The sequence below is a fragment of the Pseudomonas zeae genome, assembly GCF_014268485.2.
Classification (GTDB): Bacteria; Pseudomonadota; Gammaproteobacteria; order Pseudomonadales; family Pseudomonadaceae; genus Aquipseudomonas; species Aquipseudomonas neuropathica.
The window spans coordinates 6,369,628-6,394,654 of the sequence record NZ_CP077090.1 but is presented as its reverse complement, the minus strand read 5'-3'; the positions used below and the strand labels follow the sequence as shown (position 1 = coordinate 6,394,654).

The following is a 25,027-nucleotide window of genomic DNA, read 5'->3' as shown; positions in this document are numbered from 1 at the left end:
TGCTCGCGAAAGCGGTTGTCCTGTCACCGAAGATTGATCAGGCCACTGAACAGCCATGAACCGCCGGGGTCGTAGGTAAACACCACCCCCACGGTTCCCACGCCATGACCACCCCCACCGACGGCAAGACCCCCGATCTCTCGGCCGATGAGCAACACGAAGTCGAGAAAAGCCAGCCGCCCCGCGCGGCCGTTCTGCATGAAATCATCCGCACCCAAGGCGATCAGGAACTGGAACGCAGCATCGCCGCGCTCTGGTGGTCGGCGTTGGCGGCGGGGTTGACCATGGGCCTGTCATTGATGGGCATGGGCCTGCTCAATTCGCGTCTGCCCGAAGGTGACGAGTTCAAGGTGATCGCCAGTTTCGGCTACTGCGCGGGTTTTCTCGCAGTAATCCTCGCCCGCCAGCAACTGTTTACCGAAAACACCTTGACCGCCGTATTGCCGGTCATGACCAAACCGACCCTGAAAAACTTCGGCCGGCTGATCCGCCTGTGGACAGTGGTTTTGGTCGGTAATCTGTGCGGGACGATTCTGGTCGCGTACGTGATGCTCGAACTGCCGATCTTCGACACCAAGACTGACCACGCCTTCCTCGAAATTGGCCGCAAGGTGATGGAGAACCACGCCAGCCAGATGTTCGCCAAGGGCATCGTTTCCGGCTGGATGATCGCCACCATGGTCTGGATGATTCCGTCCATGGAGAGCGCGAAGATGTGGATCATCATCCTCATCACCTACCTGATGGCGCTCGGCGATTTCACCCATATTGTGGTGGGTTCAGCGGAAGTGTCGTATCTGGTGTTTGCCGGCGAGTTGCCGTGGAGCGATTTCTGGATGGTCTTCGCAGGTCCCACGTTGGCGGGGAATATCATTGGTGGCAGCTTTATCTTTGCGCTGATCAGCCATGCGCAGATTCGCAGCGAGAGCGGTGCGCCTAAGGAGCCTGCGGATCAGGCCGGGAAACCTGATCCGCAGGAGATCAAAAAATGATCAGTGGTGAGCGGCTTCGCTGATGGTCACGGGCTCATGGCGAGTCGCGTACTTGACCAGTTTGCCGATGGTCAGGCCCTGCAACAGGATCGATGACAGCACCACGATGTAAGTGATGCTCAGCAGCAGATCGCGCTCCGGGCCCAACGGCAGGGCCAGCGCCAGTGCCACCGAAACACCGCCGCGCAAACCGCCCCAGGTCAGAATCCGGATGGTGCCGGCCGGCACTGTCCGCCAGCGGCGCAGCAGCAGAATCGCCGGGGCCACAGTGAGCAGGCGCGACAGCAGAATCGCCACCGCCAGCAAACCCGCTGCAGCCATGTGCAGCCAGTTGAATGGCAGCAGCAACAGCTCCATGCCGATCAGCGCGAACAGCAGCGCGTTGAGCATGTCATCGAGCAATTCCCAGAAACCGTCCAGATAACGACGGGTCATGTCATTCATCGCCAGATTGCGCCCGACGTTACCGATGATCAGACCGGCGACCACCATCGCAATCGGTGCGGAAACGTGAATCTCGGTAGACATCGCCGAACCACCAATGACCAGCGCCAGCGTCAGCATCACGGTGATTTGATGCTGCTCGACACTCTTGATCATTCGATAAACCAGATAACCGATCAGGCCGCCAAACAGCACGCCGCCAATCGCTTCGTGAACGAACAACATCGCGGTGGCGCTGATGGTCGGGGTTTCGCCGAGTTGGGCGATGCCCAGTAACACGGTGAACACCACTACAGCGGTGCCGTCGTTGAACAGCGACTCGCCGACGATGGTGGTTTTCAGCGGTTTCGAGGCATTGGCGGTACGCAGCACGCCGAGCACCGCAATCGGGTCGGTCGGCGAAATCAGCGCGCCGAACAACAGGCAGTACAGGAAACTCACGTGCCAGCCGAACAGGGCGAAAATGTAATAGGCGAGGCTGCCGATCACCGTGGTGGCAATCAACACACCGAAAGTCGCCAACAGACCGATGGGCCAGCGGTAGCTGCGCAGGTCGTTGAGGTTGACGTGCAGGGCGCCGGCGAACAGCAGGAACGAGAGCATCCAGTTCATCAGCAGATCGCCGAAGTCGATCTGGCCAATCAGTTGCTGCACGCGTTCTTCGAGACCGGGGTAACCGAGCACGCTCAGGCCTTGCAGGATCAGCGAGAACAGTAGCGCGGTGACCATCACGCCGATGGTCGGCGGCAGGCCGATGAAGCGGAAATTGACGAAGGTGAGGAGGGTGGTGAGGCAGATGAAAGCGGCGACAAGTTCAAGCATCCGGGGTCCTTTGGATGATGGGTGAGTGGAGCGCGCCCGATGTTTGGGCGCAAGGGTTTGATGGGCTGAGAGCGACAGAGGGCACAAGCTTCCCTCACCCCAGCCCTCTCCCGGAGGGAGAGGGAGCCGACCTTATTGTCTTGTGGCATGCATCGACCTGAATAACCGAGTCGATTATGGATTCGGCAATGCGCGTTCAGGTCGGCGTACTTCTGAAGCATCCCCCATTCAGTCCCCTCGCCCTCTGGGAGAGGGTTAGGGTGAGGGCTAGCCGGACACATTGACCGCAGCCGCTTCGCGACGTTGCAGATAGATGAAAAACAGCGCCGTCAGCACCGTCAATACACCGACCAGCGCACCCGTCCATGGCAAGTCCGCCAGATCCGCGCCACTGGCCACCACCAGTCCGCCGATCCACGCACCCGCTGCGTTGCCAAGGTTGAATGCGCTCTGGTTCAACGTCGAGCCCAGGTTCGGTGCTTCATGCGCCTGATCGATGATCAGCAGTTGCAGAATCGGGCACAGCGCAAAAGCGAAAATCCCCCACAGCACCAGCGTGATTGCCGCTGGCACCACCGAGCGACTGGTCTGACTGAACGCCGCCAGAATCACCACCACCGCCAAGGCCACACCGACCAGCGACGGCAACAAACGGCTATCAGCCAGACGCCCGCCGAGCATGCTGCCACCGGTCAAACCGACGCCGAACAACAGCAACATCACCGTCACGCCATGCGGGCTGACGCCGGTGATGTCCTGGAGGATCGGCGCGATGTAAGTGAACACACTGAACAGACTGGTCGACGCGAGCACACTCATGCCCAGCGCCAGCAACACGTTGACCTTGCCCAGTACCTTGAATTCGCTGGCGAGGTTGGCCTTGTCCATGGGGATGTGTTTTGGCAGCCACAACCATTGCGCGAGCGCCGCAATCACACCAATCACCGACACCGCCCAGAACGTCGAGCGCCAGCCGGCGTACTGCCCGAGCGCCGTGCCCAGCGGCACGCCGAGAACGTTGGCCAAGGTCAGGCCGGTGAACATCATTGCAATCGCCTGCGCGCGTTTGTTCGGTGCGACCAGCCCGGCGGCAACCACCGAGCCAATGCCGAAGAACGCGCCGTGGCAAAGCGCGGTGACCACACGAGCGGCCATCAGCGTCGCGTAGTTCGGCGCCAGTGCGCAGAGGATGTTGCCGAGGATGAACATCAGCGTCATGCCCAGCAACGTTGCTTTGCGCGGCATGTTCGCGGTGCCGATCGCCAGGATCGGGGCGCCGAACACCACGCCCAGGGCGTAGCCGGTAATCAGCAGGCCCGCATGGGGAATGCTCACGGAGAGGTCGCGGGCGACATCGGGCAGCAGGCCCATGATGACGAATTCAGTGGTGCCGATGCCGAACGCGGCAACAGCGAGTGCAAGCAAGGCGAGTGGCATGCGCAAGGTCTCTGTCGATAGTCTTGACGCTTTGATCAGGCATACGCAGGCCGACGACCGATCTCGATGGAGGGCGGTGCAGGCAGGGATTATTGGTATTTTTCTGTGCGCAACTGAGTGCGGCGTGGTCGCTTGCAGTATAAACAGCTGCTGACACATCGCGAATCAATAATCTGACTAATTGGCTCGCTAACAACAATAAGGAGTGGAACGTGCTGGCGACAGCTTTGGTATTGATGGCGGCGCTGTTGCATGCGACGTGGAATACGTTAATCAAGTTCAGCGCCGAGCGACTGTTGGTAGTGGCGTGCATGGACACCGTGGCGCTGCTGGTCGTTGCCATCGCGTTTCCATTCGTGAGCTTGCCGCCCATGGAAATCTGGCCATGGATTCTCGCTTCGGCAGCCTTTGAGCTGCTGTATCGCTATCTGCTGATTCAAGCCTACCGGGTCGGCGATCTCGGGCTGGTGTATCCGCTGATGCGCGGATTATCGCCTTTGGTGGTGCTCGCGCTGACCCTGATCTTCGCGGGAGAGGTGCTCACCACGCAGCAAATCTTCGGCATCATGCTGATCCCGTTCGGCATGGTTTGTCTGCTATGGCAGGGTGGCGGTGGCAAGCATTTGCCATGGTCGATGTTGCCGGTGGTGGCGCTGATCGGCCTGTGCATCGGCTGCTACACCTACATTGATGGCCAGGCGTTGCGGCGCTGGTCCCATCCTTTGGATTATCTGGTCTGGGTCACGCTGCTCAGCGCCTGGCCGTTTCCGCTATTAGCATGGGTCGCCAAGCGTCCGGCGTTCATGTTGTTCTGGCGTGAGCAATGGAAGCTGGGGTTGGCGGTGGGCTTCTGCGTATTGGCCAGCTACGCTCTGGTGCTGTGGGCGATGCAGCTGGGTTCGATTGCGGAGGCGGCGGCATTGCGCGAGATCAGCGTGATTCTGGTAGTGCTGTTCGGTATGCGTTACCTCAAAGAACCTTTTGGCCGGCCGCGGCTCTTAGCCTGTGGGCTGGTACTGATCGGCATGCTGGTAATGAAGTTCTGACCGCTCGCGAACTCTAAAACTCGAAAAAGGACGGCGTTATGACGGTGGCTCTGTGGTGTGTGTTGATTGCGATTTTCCTGCCGTATATCTGCACTGGCGTAGCGAAAGCCGTGGGCGGCTACCGGCTGAGTGACAACCACGACCCGCGCGACTTTCTCGAAAGTCTCAACGGTGTAGCGAGGCGTGCCCATGCCGCGCAGATGAACAGCTTTGAAGTGACGCCGGCATTTGCGGCGGCAGTGATTGTTGCGCACCTGGTGGGGACGGCGGAGCTGGTGACGGTCAATGTGCTGGCGGTGCTGTTTATCACCAGTCGCCTGCTCTACATCATTTGCTACCTGGCGGACTGGGCGATCCTGCGCTCGCTGGTGTGGTTTGTGGGGATGGGGTTGATTGCTTCGTTCTTCTTTGTGTCTGTTTGATTATCGGTGTTGCTGATGGCCTCATCGCGAGCAGACTCACTCCTAAATTAGGAATGCGTTCCCCTGTAGGAGTGAGCCTGCTCGCGATAGCTATCTGATTACCTCAGCAGATTCCAAGGGTTACTTCTTCTCTGTATCAGCCACCTGCGGCACTTGCGGCAGTGCTGCGCCTTTGGGCCAGAGCATCCAGATCTGCCCCTGCTGTTTCATGTCCCCGGCCAGTTGCCCGGCCGCATCACCGGTGCCCCAGAACAGATCCGCACGCACCTCGCCGGCAATCGCGCCGCCGGTATCTTGTGCCGCCACCGGGCGAACCAGTGTCGTGCCATCCGGTTTTGTCGTCGACAGCCACAGCAGGCTGCCCAACGGAATCACCTTGCGATCCACTGCAGCGCTATAACCGGCAGTCAACGGCACGTTCAGCGAACCGCGCGGGCCTTCGTTGCTGTCCGGGTTGCGCGTGAAGAACACGTAGCTCGGGTTGCTGCCCAGCAGTTCCGGAATGCGCGAAGGATTGGCCTTGGCCCAGTTGCTGATCGCGCTCATGGTCACGTCTTCTTTCTTCAGCTCGCCTTGCTCGACCAGCCAGCGCCCGATTGGGCGATAAGGATGGCCGTTCTGATCGGCGTAGGCGATGCGCAACTGTTTGCCGTCCTCGGTCTGAATTCGCCCGGAGCCCTGGATCTGTAGAAATTGCAGGTTCATCGGGTCGGTCAGGTAGGCAACCACCGGAGCTTTTACACCTTTGGATTCAATGGTGGCGGCATCGTCGTAAGGCTTGAGCACGCGACCTTCGAGGCGGCCGCGCAGGCGTTTGCCTTTCAGCTCCGGGTAAATGCTGTCCAGCGAGACAATGATCATGTCTTCGGGTACGCCGTACACCGGCACATTGGCCGTGTCGGTGGGCGTCAGGCTGCCGGGGTAGACCGGTTCGTAGTAACCGGTGATCAACCCGTTCGGGTTGTCGTTTTCAGCGCGCAGGCCGTAAACGTCGAGGTTTTGCTTAAGGAAGGCGCGAATCTCGCCAGCACTTTGCGGCACGTTGGCCGCAGCGGCGCAGGTGGAGCCCCATACGGCATCAGCTTTGAGTCGGGTGCAGGCGCTACGCCACGAACCGAAACCGGCGACCAGATCGCTATCGGATACTGCCGGCAGTGCTTCCCAGGTGGCGCTGGAATAAGTGGCCAGTGCGTGGGTTTTTGGTTTGGCGCTATCACCGCCGGTGCAGCCAGCGAGAATTGCCACTAGAGGCAGGGATGCGATCAGCGGGTGACGCCAGGCCTTGAAAGGGCTGTTCATGGAGTAATTCCTGTGCCGGTTGACCGAGTGCTCCATGCGCTCGAACAACCCGTATTTTTAATAGGGCTATTGGTGTTTGGCGGTGACGCGAGGATACTGGCCGCCGAATTCCGTGACCTGAAGCCACCATGACTCTTAAAAGCATTTCTGTTGTATTGCTGGCCTGTCTGACCTTGTCCGCCTGTGGCGGTGTCGATCCGAATTCTCCACTGGGCCAACGCAAGGCGATCTTCAAACAGATGCTCAAGACCGGTGAAGATCTGGGAGGCATGTTGCGTGGGCGCATTCCGTTCGACGGGCCGAAATTCGCCGAGGGCGCGGTCAAGCTTGATGCGTTGTCCCATGAGCCGTGGAAGCACTTCCCGCAGGTTCGCGAAGAAGATCACACCAGCGCCAAGGACGATGTCTGGAAACAACAGGCACGTTTTCAGGAAATGGCCCGCAACCTTGAAGCCGCCACCGGTGAATTGGTGATTGCCAGCCAGGTGCAGCCGTACAAGGCCAGCAATCTCGGGCCTGCGGTGCAGAAAGTTGAAGATGCCTGCAGCGCTTGTCATAAACAGTTTCGCGATCATTGATATTTAAAAGATCGCAGCCTGCGGCAGCTCCTACCCTGATCAATGTAGGAGCTGCCGCAGGCTGCGATCTTTTGATTTTTACTTATCGATTTCGTCCAGCGCGTCCTGAAGTTCTTTGCGCGATTCGGCGAGTTTGTCTTTGCGCTTGTTGATCTTCTCTGGATCGCCTTTCTTCATCGCCTTGTCGAGATCAGCCTGGCGCTTGCTCACTTCGTGCTTGGCGTCGAGCACCTTGTTTTCGCGTTCTTTCTTCAGGCCCGCGTCGGTGCAGTGTTCGGTCACCTCACGCAGGGCAGTTTCCAGGCCTGCCTGCTGATCAGCGTTGCCGCGCGACTTGGCCTGTTCGATCTGGTTCATGATGCCTTGCTTCTTGGCCGCGCAACCGGTCAGGCCCGGGGCGTCTTCGTCGGCCATGACAGGGGCGGCCATCACGCCACAAAGGGTCAGCATGGCGAGCGGTGCGAGAAATTTCATAAAAGCTCCATGTGCAAAGGCAATCGGGTCGGGGCGGCACTGCGCTGTTGGAGCGCCTCGGTGGTGGTTGGGTTCCCGGGGTACCGGGATTGCGTGCTCAGAAACCGTCGATGCCGGCGTTCCGCAAGGTATCGCTCAAGGCTAACACCTGCGGGTCGCGGAAGAAGGCGCTCAATTGCGCTGCGCGACCGGGGCCGATACCGGGTTCTGCCTGCCATTGTTCGGTGTCTCGTTGTGCCAGCGCCTGCCATGAATCGGGGAGTTGTGCCTCACCGCTTGGCGGCAAGCCCAAAGCCTTGAGCCACTGAGCGAAGGGCCGTTGGCGGGCGCTGTGAAAACTGTGCATCAGACGGGCGCTGCTGCGTTCGCCAAAGCCGGCAATGTTAGCAAGCTCCGGCTCATCAAGGGTCAACCAATCCAGCAGGTTATTCAGGCGGCCTGTTTCGAAAAGTTTCTCCCAGGTGCCGCGACCGACATGCTGCATCGCCAGTCCCTGCTTGCCACTGAGCCAGGTCAAGCGGGCGAGAAACTGGCTTTCGCAACCAGGGGTAGGTTGCCAGCAACTCAAGGTATGGAAGTCGTCGGCGTTGGGGAGGTTGATCTCTGCCCGCTCGGCGGTTCGCAGCACGACGCCGTCGAGCCGGGGAATGGTCAGGCCGGCGAGGCTGATGGCGACCTGATCACCAGGACGAATATCCAGTGCCTGCCAGCGTTTTAGCGAACTGGCGCTGACCCGTTTTATCTCTCGGTCATCGAGCCTGACCGGGTTCAGCTCGATCACCGGGGTGATGCGCCCGGTGCGCCCGATCTTGAAATTGACCTTGCGGACTTCGGCCAGTACCTGCGCGAATGGGTATTTCCAAGCGATGGCCCAGTAGGGAGCACGTGCCTGCCAGCGTTCGGCGGGTGGGCGCTGACCCTGACGCAGAACCACGCCGTCGGTTGCGAAGGGAAGGGGTGAGCGATACCAGTGATCGCGCCATTTTTGCGCCTCTGCGAGTTCGCTGACCGGTTGGCTGTAAGGTTCCGTCGTGGCGAAACCCAGCGTCGCCAATCCGGTTATTCGCTTGGGCAAGTCCAGGGGGCTTTGCGGCCAGTCCCAGGCGAAGAATCCGATTCCGGCGGCTTGTTCTGTATTCAGGAATTTACGCCCCATCAATCCGGCGACGGTGGCGCGAGCGTTGACGCTGCCGGATTTGGCTTGCACGTGTTCGTTCAAGCGCCAATAAAGTTCGCCTTGTACCAGCAGGTCCAGCGGTTGCGTCAGGCGTTGCGGAATGGCGGCGATCTTTTGCGCTGATGGCGTCCAGTCCTGGCCCCGAATCCCGTCACCACGACTGATGGCCTGATGCAGAACGCCTGCGCGGTAAATCAGCGTCACCGCGACGCCGTCGATCTTGGGTTGTACCCAGACATCCCGGCGGTCGCGTAGCCACGCTTCCACGGCGGCTGCTTCGTGTAATTTATCCAGGCCGGTATGGGCGATGGGGTGTGTGATTGAACCTGAGGCGGTGCGCAGTGGCACAGGTGCGGGTGGCAGATCGAAGCAGCGCTGCCACTCACTTAAGCGCAGACGTGACTGATCGTAGAGTTCGTCGGCAATCAGCGAGCGGCCTTCGCGGTGATAGGCGTCGTCCCATTGGTTGATCTGTTTTTGCAGGGCGGTGATTTCGCTTTTTGCTTGAGTAGCTGGCCATTTCGGGCAATCGGCGTGGGCGTTGAGGGCCGTACAGGCCACGAGGAAAACAAACAGCAGGCGCAGCGTGACAAGCATGGTGAGCGTCCTTGCTCAGGGGGAATGCTTGAAGGTTAGAAGAAAATATGAGGCCCGGTCGGTGGGGTGTTTTGCGGGGTGTTTCTGCTCAGAATCACTTGTCGGTCACGCCGGCCTCTTCGCGAGCAGGCTCGCTCCCACAGGGATGTATTTCAGGCATGAAAAAGCCCCGCACGGGGCGAACCGTGCGGGGCTTTTTTGTACCGCCAGGGAGTCTTACAGACCAGCAGCAGAACGCAGGGCGTCGGCGCGGTCGGTTTTTTCCCAGGTGAACGTGGTGAAGGTGTCTTCGCCAACGGTCTTGGTCTCTGACGCGCGACCGAAGTGGCCGTACGCTGCAGTTTCCTGGTACATCGGGTGCAGCAGGTCGAGCATAGTGGTGATTGCGTATGGACGCAGGTCGAACACTTCGCGGACCAGTTTGACGATCTTGTCATCGCTGATCTTGCCGGTGCCGAAGGTGTTCAGCGAGATCGAGGTAGGCTGAGCCACACCGATCGCGTAGGAAACCTGAATCTCGCAACGCTCGGCCAGGCCGGCCGCGACGATGTTCTTGGCCACGTAACGGCCAGCGTAGGCCGCCGAACGGTCAACCTTCGATGGATCTTTACCAGAGAACGCGCCGCCGCCGTGACGGGCCATGCCGCCGTAGCTGTCGACGATGATCTTGCGACCGGTCAGACCGCAGTCACCTACCGGGCCGCCAATGATGAACTGGCCGGTCGGGTTGATGTGGAACTGGGTGTCTTTGCTCAGCAGTTCGGCAGGCAGCACGTGCTTGACGATCAGCTCCATCACGCCTTCGCGCAGGTCTTTGTACGACACTTCAGGGTTGTGCTGGGTCGACAGAACAACCGCGTCGATACCGACAACCTTGCCGCCTTCGTAACGGCAAGTCACTTGCGACTTGGCGTCCGGGCGCAGCCAAGGCAGCAGACCCGATTTACGGGCTTCGGCCTGGCGCTGCACCAACTGGTGCGAGAAGGTGATCGGCGCTGGCATCAGCACGTCGGTTTCGTTGCTGGCGTAGCCGAACATCAGGCCCTGGTCGCCGGCGCCCTGATCTTCAGGCTTGGCACGGTCAACACCCTGGTTGATGTCTGGGGACTGCTTGCCGATGATGTTCATCACGCCGCACGTCGCGCCGTCGAAGCCGACTTCGGAACTGGTGTAGCCGATGTCGCAGATGACGTCACGAACGATCTGCTCCAGGTCGACCCAGGCGCTGGTGGTCACTTCACCGGCAACGATGGCCACGCCGGTCTTGACCAGGGTTTCCACGGCAACGCGTGCGTGTTTGTCCTGGGCAATAATGGCGTCCAGCACCGCATCGGAAATCTGGTCGGCGATTTTGTCCGGATGTCCTTCGGACACGGACTCGGAGGTGAAGAGGGAGTATTCGCTCATCTCGATGTTTTCCTGAATTTACCGATGGTGAGTGTCGCCAGCCGGTCGCTGAAAATGGCGGACCTGGATCTGGAAACCATTACGTAAGCCTACATAGAGGCTTTCCCCGGGAACGAGTCCCGCAGCGGTGGCCCAACGGGCCAAATCGTCCTGTTCAAACCCCAACCACAGATCACCGCAGGCCTCCCTGGCCCAACTCTGGTTGTGGCTACATAACTCTGTCACGAGCAGGCTACCGCCCGGTTGCAGCAGGTTGGCCATATGCTTGAGTGCGTCGGCCGGCGCGGCGAAATGGTGCAACACCATGTTCAACACCACGCAATCGGCCGTAAGGCTTGTGCCATTCAATGCATCGGCCAATTGCAGGCTGACGTTAGCCAGCTGTTCACGTTCACATACCTGGCGCGCCAGTTCGAGCATCGCCGGGCTGTTGTCCAGCGCGGTTACGATGCCGAAGCGACGGGCCAGTTCCGGCAAAAAAGCACCATCGCCGGGGCCGACTTCAATGGCCGTGGCTGCACCATCGAAGTTCAGTTTGTCGAGCAGGGCCAGCACGCTGTCACGGTATTGCGGCAGGCCTGCGATCAAGTCTTGCTGGGCACGGAATTTTTCCGCCACCCGGGTGAAAAAGTCCTGACTGGCGGCGGCACGTTGGCCGTGAACCTGTTCGATGCGCGCTTGCACGTCGTCAGGCAGTGCCAGGTTGTCGACTTCTTCTAACAATGCAGCGTGCAGCTTGCCGCCGAGCAATTCGGTGTGGGGCAGGGCGCGGCGATAAAAGATCGCGTTGCCTTCGCGGCGCGTCGCCACCAGATCAGCCTGAGCCAGCACCTTGAGGTGGTGACTCATGCCGGACTGGCCAATGCCGAAAATCTGCGCCAGCTCCAGCACGCCGAACGAATCGTTGGCCAGCGCGCGCAATACATTCAGGCGCAGCGGATCGCCGCCGGCCTTGCACAGGGCCGCCAGCTCGTCGCAATCGTCATGGCGAATGGAAGGCACGCGTAAGTTCATAGGGCTGGCAGTCTAGAGAGGGGGGCAAATCATCGCAAGGCCAATATCAAAAAGTTTTGATATTGCTCGATAAATGGCACTTCTCCCGAAACGGTTAACTCTACAAACGAACAGCGGAAAGGTTTCACCTACCGAAACCACTGCTATCCATTGGAAAAACGCCTCCGGATGACTATCTGTCATTGCCCCGAGGCGCTCCGGTGAGGGAAAATGCCCTCCTTTTTTCCGTTTCAATCTATTCACACCCAGGAGATCAGCGATGCCTAGCCGTCGTGAGCGTGCCAACGCCATTCGTGCCCTCAGCATGGATGCCGTGCAAAAAGCCAACAGCGGCCATCCCGGTGCCCCTATGGGTATGGCAGATATCGCCGAAGTGCTTTGGCGCGACTACCTCAAGCACAACCCGAGCAATCCATCGTTCGCCGACCGTGACCGCTTCGTGCTGTCCAACGGCCACGGCTCGATGTTGATCTACTCGCTGCTGCACCTGACCGGTTACGACCTGTCGATCGAAGACCTCAAGCAGTTCCGTCAGCTGCACAGCCGCACCCCGGGCCACCCGGAATTCGGCTACACCCCGGGCGTTGAAACCACCACCGGCCCATTGGGTCAGGGTCTGGCCAACGCCGTCGGTTTCGCTCTGGCAGAAAAAGTCCTGGCAGCGCAGTTCAACCGCCCAAACCACAACATCGTTGACCACCACACCTACGTGTTCCTGGGTGATGGCTGCATGATGGAAGGCATTTCCCACGAAGTCGCTTCCCTGGCCGGTACGCTGGGTCTGGGCAAGCTGATCGCTTTCTATGATGACAACGGCATCTCCATCGACGGCGAAGTCGAAGGCTGGTTCACCGATGACACCCCTAAGCGTTTCGAAGCCTACAACTGGCAGGTGATCCGCAACGTTGACGGTCATGATCCTGAAGAGATCAAGACCGCCATCGAAACCGCGCGCAAGAGCCCGCTGCCGACCCTGATCTGCTGCAAGACCACCATCGGTTTCGGTTCGCCGAACAAGCAAGGCAAAGAAGACTGCCACGGCGCTCCACTGGGTGATGCGGAAATCGCGCTGACCCGTCAGGCGCTGAACTGGAACCACGGCCCGTTCGAAATCCCGGCCGACATCTATGCCGAGTGGGATGCCAAGGAAAAAGGTCGCGCGGCCGAAGCCGAGTGGGATCAGCGTTTCGCTGCCTACTCCGCTGCATTCCCGACCGAAGCCAACGAGTTGGTACGTCGTCTGAGCGGTGAGCTGCCAGCTGACTTCTCGGAAAAAGCTTCGGCTTACATTGCTGAAGTGGCGGCCAAAGGCGAAACCATCGCCAGCCGTAAAGCCAGCCAGAACACCCTGAACGCGTTCGGCCCATTGCTCCCGGAACTGCTCGGCGGCTCCGCTGACCTGGCCGGTTCCAACCTGACCCTGTGGAAAGGCTGCAAGGGCGTCAGCGCTGAAGATGCCAGCGGCAACTACATGTACTACGGCGTGCGCGAGTTCGGCATGACCGCGATCATGAACGGCGTCACCCTGCACGGCGGCCTGGTGCCTTACGGCGCGACCTTCCTGATGTTCATGGAATACGCCCGCAACGCCGTGCGCATGTCCGCGCTGATGAAGAAACAAGTCATCCACGTCTACACCCACGACTCCATCGGTCTGGGCGAAGACGGCCCGACGCACCAGCCGATCGAGCAACTGACCAGCCTGCGTACCACACCGAACCTCGACACCTGGCGTCCAGCCGATGCCGTTGAATCGGCAGTGGCCTGGAAAAATGCGCTGGAGCGCAAGGACGGCCCATCGGCGCTGATCTTCTCGCGTCAGAACCTGCAGCACCAGGAACGCGATGCCGGCCAGATTGCCGACATCAGCCGTGGCGGTTACGTGCTGAAGGACTGCGCAGGCGAGCCTGAGCTGATCCTGATCGCCACCGGTTCGGAAGTCGGTCTGGCTGTTCAGGCGTTCGACAAGCTGACCGAACAAGGTCGCAAGGTGCGTGTGGTTTCCATGCCGTGCACCAGCGTTTTCGATGCTCAGGACGCCGGCTACAAACAAGCCGTGCTGCCGTTGCAGGTCAGCGCGCGTATCGCGATCGAAGCGGCACACGCCGACTTCTGGTTCAAGTACGTGGGTCTGGAAGGTCGCGTGATTGGCATGACTACTTACGGCGAATCGGCTCCGGCTTCGGCACTGTTCGAAGAGTTCGGCTTCACCCTGGAAAACATCCTGGGTCAGGCTGAAGAGCTGCTGGAAGACTGATCCAGAAAAGATGTCGTCTGAGCTGACGCCTTCGCGAGCAGGCTCGCTCCCACATTGGAACGCGTTTCCCTGTGGGAGCGAGCCTGCTCGCGAAAGCGTTGGTTCGGGCAATATCGCACTACCCGATTCACCACGGTAATCGAGAACCCCATGCCTCAACCGCGTCCCTTCAAAGTTGCACTCAACGGCTACGGCCGCATTGGTCGTTGCGTCTTGCGTGCGTTGTTTGAGCGAGGCGAGAAAGCCGGGTTTGAAATTGTCGCGATCAACGATCTGGCGGACATGGCCAGCATCGAATACCTGACACGCTTCGACTCCACTCACGGCCGCTTTCCGGGCGAAGTGCGAGTAGAAGGCGATTGTCTGCATATTAATGGCGACTGCGTGAAGGTTCTGCGCAGTGCCACCCCCGAAGGCATCGATTGGGCGTCACTGGGCGTCGATCTGGTGCTTGAGTGTTCCGGTGCCTACAACACCCGTGAAGACGGCCAGCGTTTTCTCGACGCTGGCGCGCCGCGTGTGTTGTTCTCGCAGCCGATGGCCAGCGAGGCGGATGTCGACGCCACCATCGTTTACGGCGTCAATCAGGATTGCCTGACCGGCGACGAACTGCTGGTGTCCAACGCCTCCTGTACGACCAATTGCGGCGTGCCACTGTTGCGCTTGCTCGACAAGGCGATCGGCCTCGATTACGTGTCGATCACCACGATTCACTCGGCAATGAACGACCAGCCGGTGATCGACGCCTATCACCACGAAGACCTGCGCCGCACCCGTTCGGCATTCCAGTCGGTGATCCCGGTGTCCACCGGTCTGGCGCGTGGCATCGAGCGCCTGCTGCCGGAACTTGCCGGGCGAATTCAGGCCAAAGCCGTACGCGTGCCGACGGTCAACGTGTCCTGCCTCGACATCACGATGCAGACCGCCACCGCGACCGACGCCAATGAGGTCAACCGGATCCTGCGCGAAGCCGCCACCAGTGGCCCGCTCAAAGGTCTGCTCGCCTATACCGAGCTGCCGCACGCCAGTTGTGATTTCAACCATGACCCACATTCGGCCATCGTCGATGCCAGTCAGACCCGTGTTTCCGGCCCTAAGCTGGTGAACATCCTGGCCTGGTTCGACAACGAATGGGGTTTTGCCAACCGAATGCTGGACGTAGCAGAACACTATCTGCAAACAGCAACTTCAAAAAAACCGTAGGAAGTGCGACCCATGACCGTGTTGAAGATGTCCGACCTCGATCTGCAAGGTAAGCGCGTATTGATCCGCGAAGACCTCAACGTCCCAGTCAAGGACGGTGTTGTCACCAGCGATGCGCGAATCCTGGCTTCGCTGCCGACCATCAAGCTGGCCCTGGAAAAAGGCGCGGCCGTGATGGTCTGCTCGCACCTTGGCCGTCCGACCGAAGGCGAGTTCTCCGCCGAGAACAGCCTCAAGCCTGTCGCTGACTACCTGAGCAAGGCCCTGGGCCGCGAAGTGCCGCTGGTGGCCGATTACCTGGGCGGTGTTGACGTCAAGGCCGGCGACATCGTGCTGTTCGAAAACGTGCGCTTCAACAAGGGCGAGAAAAAGAACGCTGACGAACTGGCCCAGCAATACGCCGCCCTGTGCGACGTGTTTGTGATGGACGCTTTCGGCACCGCTCACCGTGCCGAGGGTTCGACCCACGGTGTGGCCAAGTTCGCCAAAGTCGCTGCCGCAGGTCCGCTGTTGGCCGCTGAACTGGATGCACTGGGCAAAGCCCTTGGCGCACCGGCTCAGCCAATGGCGGCCATCGTTGCCGGCTCCAAGGTCTCGACCAAACTCGACGTGCTGAACAGCCTGAGCCAGATCTGCGATCAACTGATCGTCGGCGGCGGCATCGCCAACACCTTCCTCGCGGCGGCCGGTCACCCGGTTGGCAAGTCGCTGTACGAACCGGATCTGCTCGACACCGCACGCGCCATCGCTGCCAAAGTCAGCGTGCCACTGCCGGTTGACGTAGTGGTTGCCAAGGAATTCGCCGAAACCGCAGAAGCCACCGTCAAGCTGATTGCTGACGTCGCGGCAGACGACATGATTCTGGACATCGGCCCGCAAACCGCAGCCAACTTCGCCGAACTGCTGAAATCGTCGAAAACCATTCTGTGGAACGGTCCGGTCGGCGTGTTTGAATTCGACCAGTTCGGCAACGGCACCAAAGTGCTGGCTCAGGCCATCGCTGAAAGCTCGGCGTTCTCCATCGCCGGCGGCGGCGACACCCTGGCCGCGATCGATAAATATGGCGTGGCTGAGCAAATCTCCTACATTTCCACCGGTGGTGGCGCGTTCCTCGAATTCGTCGAGGGCAAGGTGCTGCCAGCCGTAGAAGTCCTGGAAAGCCGGGCCAAGGCCTGAGGCCGCCCGTTTGGCCAGGCAAAGGAGTGTTTACATGGTCAAGTCGTTAGCACTGTTGCTGCTGACCGGTACGCTGGCGGCCTGCGGGAGTAACCCGAAGGCCGAAGCCACGCCGGCGCCGAGCGAGTCGCAGAAGGGCTGTTATCAGGCCGACTGGCAGGCCGAAACCAACCCGGTGCTGAACAAGCGCTCGGGACCGGACGGCCTGGACAAATACGAGACGCAAACCCCGGCCAAGGAACATGGTTGTCCTTGACGGGTCTGACTCTTTAACTCAGGGCTGGCGGCGTGCGCCGTCAGTCGAGGAACACGGATGAAAGGCTTGATCGCCATTGCGGCGTTGGCATTGTTGGGCGGTTGCGCGCAGCTGAACCTGTTTCAGACTTCTGCCCCGGCGGACAACTGGACCACCTGGACCTGCGACAGCCAGGCCAAAGTGCTGTGGCGCTACGCCGATGCCGGCCAGAAGGAAGTCGACGTGCGACTGGGTGGCGGTGATCAGGTCTATCGCCTGAAAGAAGAACCGGGCGCCTCGGGCACGCTGTACAGCGACGGCATGCTGGCGTTTCACGTCAAGGGTGAGGAAGGCCTGGTGTACTGGGTCGCCACCAATGATCTGATCGGCCGCGGCTGCAAAGCGCAGTAATTGAAACACCACAGTTCTAATGTGGGAGCGAGCCTGCTCGCGAAAGCGGTCTGACAGGCACTGCATCAGCGACTGCAAGATTGCTTTCGCGAGCAGGCTCGCTCCCACAGGGTTCTGTGTAGTTCTCAGGATTTTGCTTTATCGAATCACCAGACCGGGCCTCAACCCCCGATCTGCAATCACTTGAATAGCCGCCGCCGCTCCGGCAGGCTGGCACGATTAACGACCCTCAACCGGGAGAGACACACACAATGGCACTTATCAGCATGCGCCAGATGTTGGACCACGCAGCCGAATTCGGCTACGGCGTTCCAGCCTTCAACGTCAACAACCTTGAGCAGATGCGCGCCATCATGGAAGCCGCTGACAAGACTGACTCCCCGGTGATCGTTCAGGCTTCGGCCGGCGCTCGCAAATACGCCGGCGCGCCATTCCTGCGTCACCTGATCCTGGCCGCGATCGAAGAATTCCCGCACATCCCGGTGTGCATGCACCAGGACCACGGCACCAGCCCTGACGTCTGCCAGCGTTCGATTCAACTGGGCTTCAGCTCGGTGATGATGGACGGCTCGCTGGGCGAAGACGGCAAGACCCCGACCGACTACGACTACAACGTCCGCGTTACCCAACAAACCGTGGCCATGGCGCACGCCTGCGGCGTTTCGGTAGAAGGCGAGCTGGGCTGCCTGGGTTCGCTGGAAACCGGCATGGCCGGTGAAGAAGACGGCATCGGCGCCGAAGGCGTTCTGGATCACAGCCAAATGCTGACCGACCCGGAAGAAGCCGCTGACTTCGTAAAACGCACCCAGGTCGATGCTCTGGCCATCGCCATCGGCACCAGCCACGGCGCCTACAAGTTCACCAAGCCACCTACCGGTGACGTGTTGGCGATCGACCGCATCAAGGAAATCCACAAACGCATCCCGAACACCCACCTGGTGATGCACGGTTCCTCGTCGGTGCCACAAGAATGGCTGGCGATCATCAACCAGTACGGCGGCGACATCAAAGAAACCTACGGCGTACCGGTTGAAGAAATCGTCGAAGGCATCAAACACGGCGTGCGCAAGGTCAACATCGACACCGACCTGCGTCTGGCATCCACCGGTGCGATGCGTCGCCTGATGGCCACCAACCCGAGCGAATTCGACCCGCGTAAATTCTTCGGCGCCACCGTGACCGCAATGCGTGACGTGTGTATCGCTCGCTATGAAGCGTTTGGTACTGCCGGTAATGCTTCGAAGATCAAACCGATCTCGCTGGAAGCGATGTATCAGCGTTATCTGAAGGGTGAGTTGAACGCCAAGGTTAACTAAGCCTGAGCGTTAGACTGCTTTAAAAGAAACCCGCCGTGAGGCGGGTTTTTTTGACGATTTTTTCGCGTGACCAAGTTATCTAAAGGTCATGGCAAACGGCGCTGCCGATTGCTCAATGGCTTTGACCACATGAGGCGCCTGTTCCCGAATGTGAGAAAAACGTTCGAGTATTGTCTCAACCGAAGCAAGCAATCGCTGAATACGCTCCTTCGGTTGCTCAATCTCAAAGGTCTGCGCAAATTCCAGAAGCCCTTGTCGCGAGGCAAACATTGATTTGTTGCCTGCCAGCTCCAGAGCCAAAACGTCTTCCGGAATATAAGCCGTGGTGTTGACGATGTCGTAAGCCGGCGCCAGATGCGCATCGCGTTGTGTCGGTTCGGAATAGAGCAAACCGAAATTTTTCAAGTGAGCGTCGCCATTTCCAACGATGCAGCTCAGGGCGACGCTATCGAAGAGTTGATCAAGCGACGTACGCCAGTGTCTCACCGGGCAAAACACTCGGACAGCCTTGGCGATTGCCGCATAACTTTTGCTGTACTTCTGATTAGCCGACAGCCCCATCAGCACGGCCATGTCTTCAAACCCAATGGGGTTGAGCTGGTCGTCGCGATCAAATCGACGCATGACAAACAGCTTGGCATTATCGGAAAGGTAAAACTGTGGAACGGGAATCCCCGCGTCTTTCGCCATGGACATGCAAAGGAATTCGTTGATCGCCAAGCCCGGGAATTCGTCTCTTCCACTCTTGATGATCAGATCCGAGGTTTTGGATGTCACTCTCGGCAACTCTATTTCTTGCCGCTCCGGCACCAGCAATTTGGGTTGAACACCTGAAATGCCTGCCCGCAGGATGTAGCGATCAAGCATGTCGGCGAAGATATCTTCCGTACCGTCCCATGTGAGAATCTCTTCGAGTTTTTCTCCCGGAAATTCTTGCGCCTGCAACAATGCATCAACGGTTTCAGAGCGTACATGAACCCTGCCAATCGGCGATGTACTGCCGGAAAGCGCCAGTAGCAGCATCGGGTCGACGTTCACAGTCTTGGCCAAGCGGTTGCGCAACTGCTCCAGTACATAGCCTTCTGGCAGGTTCATCTGAAAAACAGGGTGCAGCTCGCGCCGACGAAATTCGTCATGTCGCACAGGCATCGAGAGGCTGATCGCCATTTGTGGCGATGCATCTTCGTGATAACGGAAAGTGAAATCCTCGGCATCGCTGAACAGTCTGCCGCTATTACCTTCAGGGGTACTGACTTGAAGAGAGGACATTTTCATTCGAATAAATCTCCAAGCTCTTCAAGGGTTGGCATCGTTGCTGGAACCACCGAGAGCTCGCAGTCCAACGCAGCCAAAACCCGCGCGTAAGCGATCATGCCGACAGAAAGGGTGCCTTTCTCCACCGCGATGACTTTGTATCGCGTCAGTCCCGCTAGATCGGCGAGCTGCGCCTGCGTCAGGCCACGATTTATACGTTTTTCACGTAATTGAATGCCGAGACGGGTAATCAAAAGAGAGTAATCCATGTTGCGCTACCGTCACATTTTTATGTCAATGTAGCGTATGCGGAACATTTAATCCATTTGGCTCAAGAAGCCCGTCGTGAGACGGGCTTTTTTGTGGACGACTATTCCTTCAGTTCAACGTGATCCAGTGCCTGATTCACCGCCAGTTCACCGAGCATGACCACTTGCGCGATGCCCAGCGCGGTCTTGCGGTGTGAGGTGTCGAGCATGGCGGCGAAGTTGTTGAGCATTTCGCTGGCTGAACCCAGGGTTTCGCTGGCGTTGGCCAGCAGGGATTCGGTGTTGTACTTCGGGTTGGCGAGGTACATGGGCTCGGGTTTGTGCGTGCTGGCCATGATGAAGGCGGACGGTTTGAGGTAATGGTCGAGGGCGCGCTCGGCGGCGTCGTTGAGTTTTTTGGAATCGAGGGATTCGTAAGGGGATGCGAGATCTGTTTCTGGCGGGTGTGGCGTTGATCTGATCATGTTTCGTCTCCGGTAAATGGAGCCGACACCGGATCGCTACTAAACGAAGAGGGTGGCAGCTGAACGCAGGTTAGTAGACCGGGGAGACGCGACCGGCGCACCCGAAGGCGCCCTGCGTACAGCTACCATCAAGCGCGGGTTATGCCCGACTGAATGGTGCCAATGCGCATCGCGTAACCACGGGCTACTAAACCCGATCACTGGAAATCAGTGACGCGAATCAAGTTACCGATGGCCCGCCAGGCGCACAAGCCGGCGGATTCTGGCGTAGTGGTAGGCAACGACGCAAGGTGTTGTAGGCATCCGGAAGTAACGGTCGAGGAAATTAAACGTGTCGTTTAAATAAAGCGTCTGCCTGGGTGTAATCCGAATTTGAGAGCGTTCGTCCAAGTATCCAGCTTTTGGCTGGATAACTGGTCAGGTTTGTTGAATAAGTTCCTAAAAAAGACTCTGACTATATTTTTTAGGTATAAAAACCTGTCAGATCTTACAGGTGTGGAAAGTTCATTGGCGATCTATCGTGGGCGCTCAGTTATCTTTCAGGATGGAAAAAATGCAAAAGGACAAAAGAGTTACCAGTGTTGGTGTTGGTGACGTACAAATGTTTCTGGCAATTCCCGGGGGGGAAAGCTTTACCGTCTCAATTCGTGGTAGAGAGTTTTTGGAACACAGTGGAGAATATTTTAGATTTAAATTTTTTCAGTATTTAGGCAGGAATGAGTTCTATATTGGTTCCGGCTTCGACAAAAAACTTTCGCTTAACGTGCCGCACAGTCTGGGTGGCCCCGGCACAGTTGCCCACGTGCAGCTGGAGTTGGACGGGATTGATAATTCAAGGAGTGCCAAAGGCTTTGTTTGTTTGGAGCGAGGCGGAGATTATCCGAAGGGTGTGATCTATTGTGCTGAAGAAAAAGCTTTCTCTTTGATTGCGATGTTTGATTTTAAAAGTGGTTGATCTTAGTCTTTGATGCGATATCAGTGTCATGCGGCAGACTTCCAAAAGTCTGCCGATTTTTATTCTATGATCATCGATCATTGATGCTCAGTTAAGTGCCCTGTTATTTGTCATGATCAATATCAAGCTTGCTGAAAGTCACCTGTCCACCCTCACTCGTATACCCGGTGTTGTCCTGCACATAAACCCCGGCCTTGAAATACAGCGGCTTATTCCGCCACGTCGCACTGATCTGTGAATCCCACTGATACCCCGCCGCACTCACACCCAACGCACCGCCAGGACTCAAGTGAATGAGGTAGTTGAATTCGCGATCCAGTTTGATCCCGGTCGCCAGCGTGATGACGCGACTCTCATCCTCGTCCGGATGCATGCGCACCTTGATCACCAGGTTGCCGGTCTCGGTTTTTGTCTTGTACTGATATTCAAGTTTGACCATCGGCTTCTGGCTTTCATAAGCATGAATCTGGCCGATGACGATCTTGCCGGAGCTCGGCACTTTGTTCACCGTGACGGTCGCGCGCAATGAATTGTCGGCATCCGGGTAATACCAGTTGCGCAGGGTGCCGTTGCTGTAGGTTTCACGCAGTTCGGTGCGCGGGTAGATGGCGTTTTCGGTTTTTGACCCGGTAACCGGTGACCAGAAGAACAAGGTGCCGGTGTCGGAATGGAAGTACTGATCTTTGAAGCCGTTCACCAGTTTGGAGGTTTCGACGGTGTATGGCGGGCTGCCAACGGGAACGCTGAGGTTCCAGGTTGCGAGGTCGATCATGTCGGTTCTTCCACTCAGTTCATCCTGAACGCGGGTGCCAGAAGCTCTAGCCCGCGCCTTTTCGGGCGGCCTTTATAAGCGTAGAGGGATTTTTTGTTAATGCCCGTTTGGCAGATGATTGACGTCAACATCCTGTCGAAATGCCATCTCTGCCGGTTTCCGGGGGCTTCAGCGGTGACCGTTAGTCGGCAAACTCACGCTTTGGTTAAATGATGGCCTGATGACAGCTTCTGCTTTCCTGGATCCAGTACTAGAGTGAAGGCTCAGTATGTGTGCGGTTTTTATCGGAAACCGACCGAAAGTCCCGACAAGAGAAGCAGCATGGAATGCGCGCAACCCCCGCCAGGTGAAGGCAGCTCTGTCCTTTTGATCGTTGATGATTACCCTGAAAATCTGATCAGCATGCGTGCGTTGCTGCAGCGCCAGGATTGGCACGTCCTCACCGCAGCCTCCGGTTTCGAAGCGCTCAATATTCTGCTCTCCCACGACGTCGATCTGGTGCTGCTGGATGTGCAGATGCCGGGCATGGATGGCTTTGAAGTTGCGCGATTGATGCGTGGCAGCCAGCGCACGCGCCTGACCCCGATTATCTTTCTGACTGCCAACGAGCAATCCCAGGACGCCGTGATCAAAGGCTATGCCAGTGGCGCGGTGGATTACCTGTTCAAGCCGTTCGACCCGCAGATCCTCAAGCCCAAAGTTCAGGCGTTGCTGGAACATCAGCGCAATCGCCGCGCGTTGCAGCGCTTGAGTCATGATCTGGAGTTGGCGCGCGCCTTCAATGCTTCGGTGCTGGATAACGCTGCCGAAGGGATATTGGTGGTGGGCGAGGACGGTTTGATCCGCTTCGCCAACCCGGCGATTTCACGACTGCTCAATGCCCCGGTGAAGGAACTGGAAGGTAAGGAATTTCTCGACTACCTGCAGAAACCGCACATTCCGCTGTGGGCCGATTCCGAGTTTTATGCCAGCTACAGGCGTGGCGAGACGCTAAGACTTCACGACGCCTTGCTGCGCACCGCGCCCGGCCAGCAAGTGCCGGTGGCGCTGTCCTGCGCCGCGCTGCCCAGCGAGCAACACGCGATGGTGGTGACCGTGCTCGATATGTCGGTGGTCCGGCACTTGCACCAGCAACTGGAATTTCAAGCGGTGACCGATCCACTGACCGGGTTGCTCAACCGACGCGGGTTTTACCAGACCGTTGAAAACCTGCTGCTGCGTGGCGAGCGCAGCGACAGCAGTTGGGTGTTGCTGTATCTGGACCTCGATGGCTTCAAACGGGTCAACGATTCGCTAGGCCACGATGCCGGCGATCGGGTGTTGCGCTGGGTTTCCGAGCAATTGAAGGCATGTCTGCGGCCGTTCGACATTCTTGCGCGCATGGGCGGCGATGAATTTACCGCGCTGCTGGATCTGGAGTTTCCCGAGCAAGCGGCGAAGATTGCCGAAAAACTCATCGAACGGGTGTCGATCTGTCAGCAGATTGAAGGGTTGGACATCGCTCTAGGCGCCAGCATCGGCATCGCCACTTACCCGGACTGCGGCTCGGACCTTGACGGGTTGCTGCGTGCCTCCGACATCGCCATGTACGAAGCCAAGCGCGCCGGGCGCCAACAATATCGTTTCTACGATCATGAAATGAACGGCCGGGCGCGTTCGCGATTGATGCTTGAAGAAAGTGTGCGTGCCGCCATCGAGAACCGCGATTTCAACTTGGTGTATCAGCCGCAGGTGGCCATCGACACGGGCCAGATTCGTGGCTTCGAAGCCTTGTTGCGCTGGCAGCACCCGAGCGTTGGCGATGTGCCGCCGGGGTTGTTCTTGCCGTTGCTGGAAGAGGCGCGGCTGATCAGCCGCCTCGGCAGCTGGATTTATCATCGTGGTGCCGGTCAGCGCAAAGCCTGGGAAACCCTGTTTGCCGAAGATCTGGTGCTCGGTGTGAGTTTGAGCAACACCCAGTTCAGCCTGCCGAATCTGGTCACCGAGTTGCGTCAGGTGATGGAACGACATGCCTTGCAGCCTCGGCAACTGGAGGTCGAGGTCACCGAAGAAGCGCTGATGCAGAATCCCGACGAAACCCGCAAACAACTGCGGTTGCTGCGCAATCTGGGCGTGCGGGTGGCGCTGGATGACTTCGGTTCCGGGCCGTGTTCGCTGGCGCATTTGCGTGATCTGGAGCTGGATACCCTCAAGCTTGATCGCCATCTTATTGCGCGGTTGCCGGACTCCAAACGCGACGCCTCGCTGGTCAGTACGGTGATCAGTCTGTGCAAACAATACGGTTTGCTGGTGATTGCCGAGGGGGTGGAAACCATCGAGCAATACCAATGGCTGCAAGCCCATGGCTGCGAATACGTGCAGGGTTTCCTCGTCGCGCGGCCGCTGATGGCCGAGGACGCGGTCAGCTTCGCCGAGCCGTTTGACTGGAGCGCGCTGCCCGGTTGAATTCGCTACACTGGCGCACCTTTTCGAACCGTGTCGCTCGTCCATGACTGTGTTGAAGTACCTCCAGGCCTATCCCGCGCAATTACAGGATCAGGTGCGCCAACTGATTGCCGAAGGGCGTCTGGGTGATTACCTGAATCAACGCTATTCAGGGCGACACGACGTGCAGAGCGACAAGGCTTTGTACAGCTACGCGCTGGACCTGAAGCAGGAGTACCTGCGCAACGCCCCGGCCATCGACAAGGTGCTGTTCGACAACCGCCTCGACCTGACCCACCGCGCTCTGGGTCTGCACACCACGGTTTCACGGGTGCAGGGCGGCAAGCTCAAGGCCAAGAAAGAGATTCGTATCGCCTCGTTGTTCAAAGACGCCGCGCCGGACTTTCTGAAAATGATCGTGGTGCATGAACTGGCGCACTTCAAAGAGTCGGATCACAACAAGGCGTTCTATAAATTGTGCGAGCACATGCTGCCGGGGTATCACCAGGTCGAGTTTGATCTGCGTGTGTACCTGACGTGGCGCGATATGCAGGCTTAACCGTACGCAACCAGGAAGGTGGG

General features: G+C 58.5%; 24 protein-coding genes. 13 read left to right on the top strand and 11 right to left on the bottom strand.

The features are described 5' to 3' along the window. The first annotated feature begins 104 nt into the window (after positions 1 to 104). Positions 105 to 992 (top strand): formate/nitrite transporter family protein, encoded by an 888-nt coding sequence (locus HU754_RS28185; protein WP_099757402.1) that lies wholly within the window; start codon positions 105 to 107, stop codon positions 990 to 992. On the opposite strand, the gene HU754_RS28180 is transcribed toward HU754_RS28185, so the two are convergent. Both HU754_RS28180 and HU754_RS28175 read right to left on the bottom strand, forming a co-directional pair. After that, positions 993 to 2,258: a cation:proton antiporter gene (locus HU754_RS28180; RefSeq protein WP_186620009.1), complete on the bottom strand. Its 1,266-nt coding sequence runs from the start codon at positions 2,256 to 2,258 to the stop codon at positions 993 to 995. 267 nt (positions 2,259 to 2,525) lie between these two features. Beyond that, positions 2,526 to 3,695: an MFS transporter gene (locus tag HU754_RS28175; protein WP_093429859.1), complete on the bottom strand. Its 1,170-nt coding sequence runs from the start codon at positions 3,693 to 3,695 to the stop codon at positions 2,526 to 2,528. A gap of 212 nt (positions 3,696 to 3,907) precedes the next feature. On the opposite strand from HU754_RS28175, the gene HU754_RS28170 reads away from it, so the two are divergent. Continuing rightward, entirely contained in the window at positions 3,908 to 4,741 is an 834-nt protein-coding gene (locus HU754_RS28170; protein ID WP_093429860.1) for an EamA family transporter, read from the top strand. A gap of 38 nt (positions 4,742 to 4,779) precedes the next feature. Further along, entirely contained in the window at positions 4,780 to 5,163 is a 384-nt protein-coding gene (locus HU754_RS28165) for an MAPEG family protein (protein ID WP_008081053.1), read from the top strand. A gap of 120 nt (positions 5,164 to 5,283) precedes the next feature. On the opposite strand, the gene mltA is transcribed toward HU754_RS28165, so the two are convergent. Continuing rightward, positions 5,284 to 6,462, bottom strand: coding sequence for a murein transglycosylase A (mltA, locus tag HU754_RS28160; RefSeq protein WP_186620008.1), 1,179 nt, complete (start codon positions 6,460 to 6,462; stop codon positions 5,284 to 5,286). 128 nt (positions 6,463 to 6,590) lie between these two features. Here mltA and HU754_RS28155 point away from each other — a divergent pair, with 128 nt between their 5' ends. Further along, positions 6,591 to 7,040 (top strand): c-type cytochrome, encoded by a 450-nt coding sequence (locus tag HU754_RS28155; protein ID WP_093429862.1) that lies wholly within the window; start codon positions 6,591 to 6,593, stop codon positions 7,038 to 7,040. 78 nt (positions 7,041 to 7,118) lie between these two features. Here the strand turns inward: HU754_RS28155 and HU754_RS28150 are convergent, their stop codons facing one another. From HU754_RS28150 to HU754_RS28135, 4 genes are all read right to left on the bottom strand, one after another. Next, positions 7,119 to 7,514, bottom strand: a complete 396-nt coding sequence (locus tag HU754_RS28150; RefSeq protein WP_093429863.1) for a DUF1090 domain-containing protein — start codon at positions 7,512 to 7,514, stop codon at positions 7,119 to 7,121. A gap of 97 nt (positions 7,515 to 7,611) precedes the next feature. Beyond that, a complete protein-coding gene (ligB, locus tag HU754_RS28145; RefSeq protein WP_099757400.1) occupies positions 7,612 to 9,288 on the bottom strand; it encodes an NAD-dependent DNA ligase LigB in 1,677 nt (558 codons plus the stop codon). Positions 9,289 to 9,504: 216 nt separating this feature from the next. Next, positions 9,505 to 10,695: a methionine adenosyltransferase gene (metK, locus tag HU754_RS28140; RefSeq protein WP_093429865.1), complete on the bottom strand. Its 1,191-nt coding sequence runs from the start codon at positions 10,693 to 10,695 to the stop codon at positions 9,505 to 9,507. 18 nt (positions 10,696 to 10,713) lie between these two features. Continuing rightward, on the bottom strand, positions 10,714 to 11,709 hold the full coding sequence (locus HU754_RS28135) for an ArsR/SmtB family transcription factor (protein ID WP_099757399.1): 996 nt from the start codon (positions 11,707 to 11,709) through the stop codon (positions 10,714 to 10,716). Between the two features lie 259 nt (positions 11,710 to 11,968). On the opposite strand from HU754_RS28135, the gene tkt reads away from it, so the two are divergent. From tkt to fba, 6 genes are all read left to right on the top strand, one after another. Further along, positions 11,969 to 13,966, top strand: coding sequence for a transketolase (gene tkt / locus HU754_RS28130; RefSeq protein WP_093429867.1), 1,998 nt, complete (start codon positions 11,969 to 11,971; stop codon positions 13,964 to 13,966). 150 nt (positions 13,967 to 14,116) lie between these two features. Next, positions 14,117 to 15,169, top strand: a complete 1,053-nt coding sequence (gene epd / locus HU754_RS28125) for an erythrose-4-phosphate dehydrogenase (protein ID WP_064388120.1) — start codon at positions 14,117 to 14,119, stop codon at positions 15,167 to 15,169. Between the two features lie 12 nt (positions 15,170 to 15,181). Further along, complete coding sequence (locus tag HU754_RS28120; protein ID WP_007913753.1) at positions 15,182 to 16,345, top strand: phosphoglycerate kinase; 1,164 nt, start codon at positions 15,182 to 15,184, stop codon at positions 16,343 to 16,345. Positions 16,346 to 16,379: 34 nt separating this feature from the next. Further along, a complete protein-coding gene (locus HU754_RS28115) occupies positions 16,380 to 16,601 on the top strand; it encodes a hypothetical protein (RefSeq protein WP_007913756.1) in 222 nt (73 codons plus the stop codon). Positions 16,602 to 16,658: 57 nt separating this feature from the next. Further along, complete coding sequence (locus tag HU754_RS28110) at positions 16,659 to 16,991, top strand: MliC family protein (protein WP_186620007.1); 333 nt, start codon at positions 16,659 to 16,661, stop codon at positions 16,989 to 16,991. 251 nt (positions 16,992 to 17,242) lie between these two features. Continuing rightward, positions 17,243 to 18,307: a class II fructose-bisphosphate aldolase gene (gene fba, locus HU754_RS28105; RefSeq protein WP_008081027.1), complete on the top strand. Its 1,065-nt coding sequence runs from the start codon at positions 17,243 to 17,245 to the stop codon at positions 18,305 to 18,307. 75 nt (positions 18,308 to 18,382) lie between these two features. On the opposite strand, the gene HU754_RS28100 is transcribed toward fba, so the two are convergent. From HU754_RS28100 to HU754_RS28090, 3 genes are all read right to left on the bottom strand, one after another. Further along, complete coding sequence (locus HU754_RS28100) at positions 18,383 to 19,582, bottom strand: type II toxin-antitoxin system HipA family toxin (protein WP_186620006.1); 1,200 nt, start codon at positions 19,580 to 19,582, stop codon at positions 18,383 to 18,385. Beyond that, a complete protein-coding gene (locus HU754_RS28095) occupies positions 19,579 to 19,830 on the bottom strand; it encodes a helix-turn-helix domain-containing protein (RefSeq protein WP_007913766.1) in 252 nt (83 codons plus the stop codon). The genes HU754_RS28100 and HU754_RS28095 overlap by 4 nt, the downstream gene beginning before the upstream one ends. A gap of 101 nt (positions 19,831 to 19,931) precedes the next feature. Beyond that, complete coding sequence (locus HU754_RS28090) at positions 19,932 to 20,294, bottom strand: DUF6124 family protein (protein ID WP_095050239.1); 363 nt, start codon at positions 20,292 to 20,294, stop codon at positions 19,932 to 19,934. Between the two features lie 553 nt (positions 20,295 to 20,847). Between HU754_RS28090 and HU754_RS28085 the strand changes: the two genes are divergently transcribed. Then, a complete protein-coding gene (locus HU754_RS28085; RefSeq protein ID WP_186620005.1) occupies positions 20,848 to 21,249 on the top strand; it encodes a hypothetical protein in 402 nt (133 codons plus the stop codon). Between the two features lie 103 nt (positions 21,250 to 21,352). Here HU754_RS28085 and HU754_RS28080 read toward each other — a convergent pair whose 3' ends face one another. Further along, complete coding sequence (locus HU754_RS28080) at positions 21,353 to 22,021, bottom strand: polysaccharide lyase family 7 protein (protein ID WP_093429873.1); 669 nt, start codon at positions 22,019 to 22,021, stop codon at positions 21,353 to 21,355. 321 nt (positions 22,022 to 22,342) lie between these two features. Here HU754_RS28080 and HU754_RS28075 point away from each other — a divergent pair, with 321 nt between their 5' ends. After that, positions 22,343 to 24,466, top strand: a complete 2,124-nt coding sequence (locus HU754_RS28075) for a putative bifunctional diguanylate cyclase/phosphodiesterase (protein WP_093429874.1) — start codon at positions 22,343 to 22,345, stop codon at positions 24,464 to 24,466. Between the two features lie 43 nt (positions 24,467 to 24,509). Continuing rightward, positions 24,510 to 25,004 (top strand): M48 metallopeptidase family protein, encoded by a 495-nt coding sequence (locus tag HU754_RS28070; protein WP_099757394.1) that lies wholly within the window; start codon positions 24,510 to 24,512, stop codon positions 25,002 to 25,004. Positions 25,005 to 25,027 lie beyond the last annotated feature (23 nt).

What these genes read in the sequence shown, in the direction of transcription:
- HU754_RS28100 (WP_186620006.1), bottom strand. Translation starts at nt 19,582, where the DNA reads ATGAAAATGTCCTCTCTTCAAGTCAGTACCCCTGAAGGTAATAGCGGC.
- HU754_RS28185 (WP_099757402.1), top strand. Translation starts at nt 105, where the DNA reads ATGACCACCCCCACCGACGGCAAGACCCCCGATCTCTCGGCCGATGAG.
- HU754_RS28150 (WP_093429863.1), bottom strand. Translation starts at nt 7,514, where the DNA reads ATGAAATTTCTCGCACCGCTCGCCATGCTGACCCTTTGTGGCGTGATG.
- HU754_RS28095 (WP_007913766.1), bottom strand. Translation starts at nt 19,830, where the DNA reads ATGGATTACTCTCTTTTGATTACCCGTCTCGGCATTCAATTACGTGAA.
- HU754_RS28155 (WP_093429862.1), top strand. Translation starts at nt 6,591, where the DNA reads ATGACTCTTAAAAGCATTTCTGTTGTATTGCTGGCCTGTCTGACCTTG.
- tkt (WP_093429867.1), top strand. Translation starts at nt 11,969, where the DNA reads ATGCCTAGCCGTCGTGAGCGTGCCAACGCCATTCGTGCCCTCAGCATG.
- HU754_RS28075 (WP_093429874.1), top strand. Translation starts at nt 22,343, where the DNA reads ATGGAATGCGCGCAACCCCCGCCAGGTGAAGGCAGCTCTGTCCTTTTG.
- HU754_RS28085 (WP_186620005.1), top strand. Translation starts at nt 20,848, where the DNA reads ATGCAAAAGGACAAAAGAGTTACCAGTGTTGGTGTTGGTGACGTACAA.
- mltA (WP_186620008.1), bottom strand. Translation starts at nt 6,462, where the DNA reads ATGAACAGCCCTTTCAAGGCCTGGCGTCACCCGCTGATCGCATCCCTG.
- HU754_RS28120 (WP_007913753.1), top strand. Translation starts at nt 15,182, where the DNA reads ATGACCGTGTTGAAGATGTCCGACCTCGATCTGCAAGGTAAGCGCGTA.
- HU754_RS28080 (WP_093429873.1), bottom strand. Translation starts at nt 22,021, where the DNA reads ATGATCGACCTCGCAACCTGGAACCTCAGCGTTCCCGTTGGCAGCCCG.
- HU754_RS28115 (WP_007913756.1), top strand. Translation starts at nt 16,380, where the DNA reads ATGGTCAAGTCGTTAGCACTGTTGCTGCTGACCGGTACGCTGGCGGCC.
- HU754_RS28090 (WP_095050239.1), bottom strand. Translation starts at nt 20,294, where the DNA reads ATGATCAGATCAACGCCACACCCGCCAGAAACAGATCTCGCATCCCCT.
- HU754_RS28180 (WP_186620009.1), bottom strand. Translation starts at nt 2,258, where the DNA reads ATGCTTGAACTTGTCGCCGCTTTCATCTGCCTCACCACCCTCCTCACC.
- HU754_RS28175 (WP_093429859.1), bottom strand. Translation starts at nt 3,695, where the DNA reads ATGCCACTCGCCTTGCTTGCACTCGCTGTTGCCGCGTTCGGCATCGGC.
- epd (WP_064388120.1), top strand. Translation starts at nt 14,117, where the DNA reads ATGCCTCAACCGCGTCCCTTCAAAGTTGCACTCAACGGCTACGGCCGC.
- HU754_RS28165 (WP_008081053.1), top strand. Translation starts at nt 4,780, where the DNA reads ATGACGGTGGCTCTGTGGTGTGTGTTGATTGCGATTTTCCTGCCGTAT.
- metK (WP_093429865.1), bottom strand. Translation starts at nt 10,695, where the DNA reads ATGAGCGAATACTCCCTCTTCACCTCCGAGTCCGTGTCCGAAGGACAT.
- fba (WP_008081027.1), top strand. Translation starts at nt 17,243, where the DNA reads ATGGCACTTATCAGCATGCGCCAGATGTTGGACCACGCAGCCGAATTC.
- HU754_RS28070 (WP_099757394.1), top strand. Translation starts at nt 24,510, where the DNA reads ATGACTGTGTTGAAGTACCTCCAGGCCTATCCCGCGCAATTACAGGAT.
- HU754_RS28135 (WP_099757399.1), bottom strand. Translation starts at nt 11,709, where the DNA reads ATGAACTTACGCGTGCCTTCCATTCGCCATGACGATTGCGACGAGCTG.
- HU754_RS28110 (WP_186620007.1), top strand. Translation starts at nt 16,659, where the DNA reads ATGAAAGGCTTGATCGCCATTGCGGCGTTGGCATTGTTGGGCGGTTGC.
- ligB (WP_099757400.1), bottom strand. Translation starts at nt 9,288, where the DNA reads ATGCTTGTCACGCTGCGCCTGCTGTTTGTTTTCCTCGTGGCCTGTACG.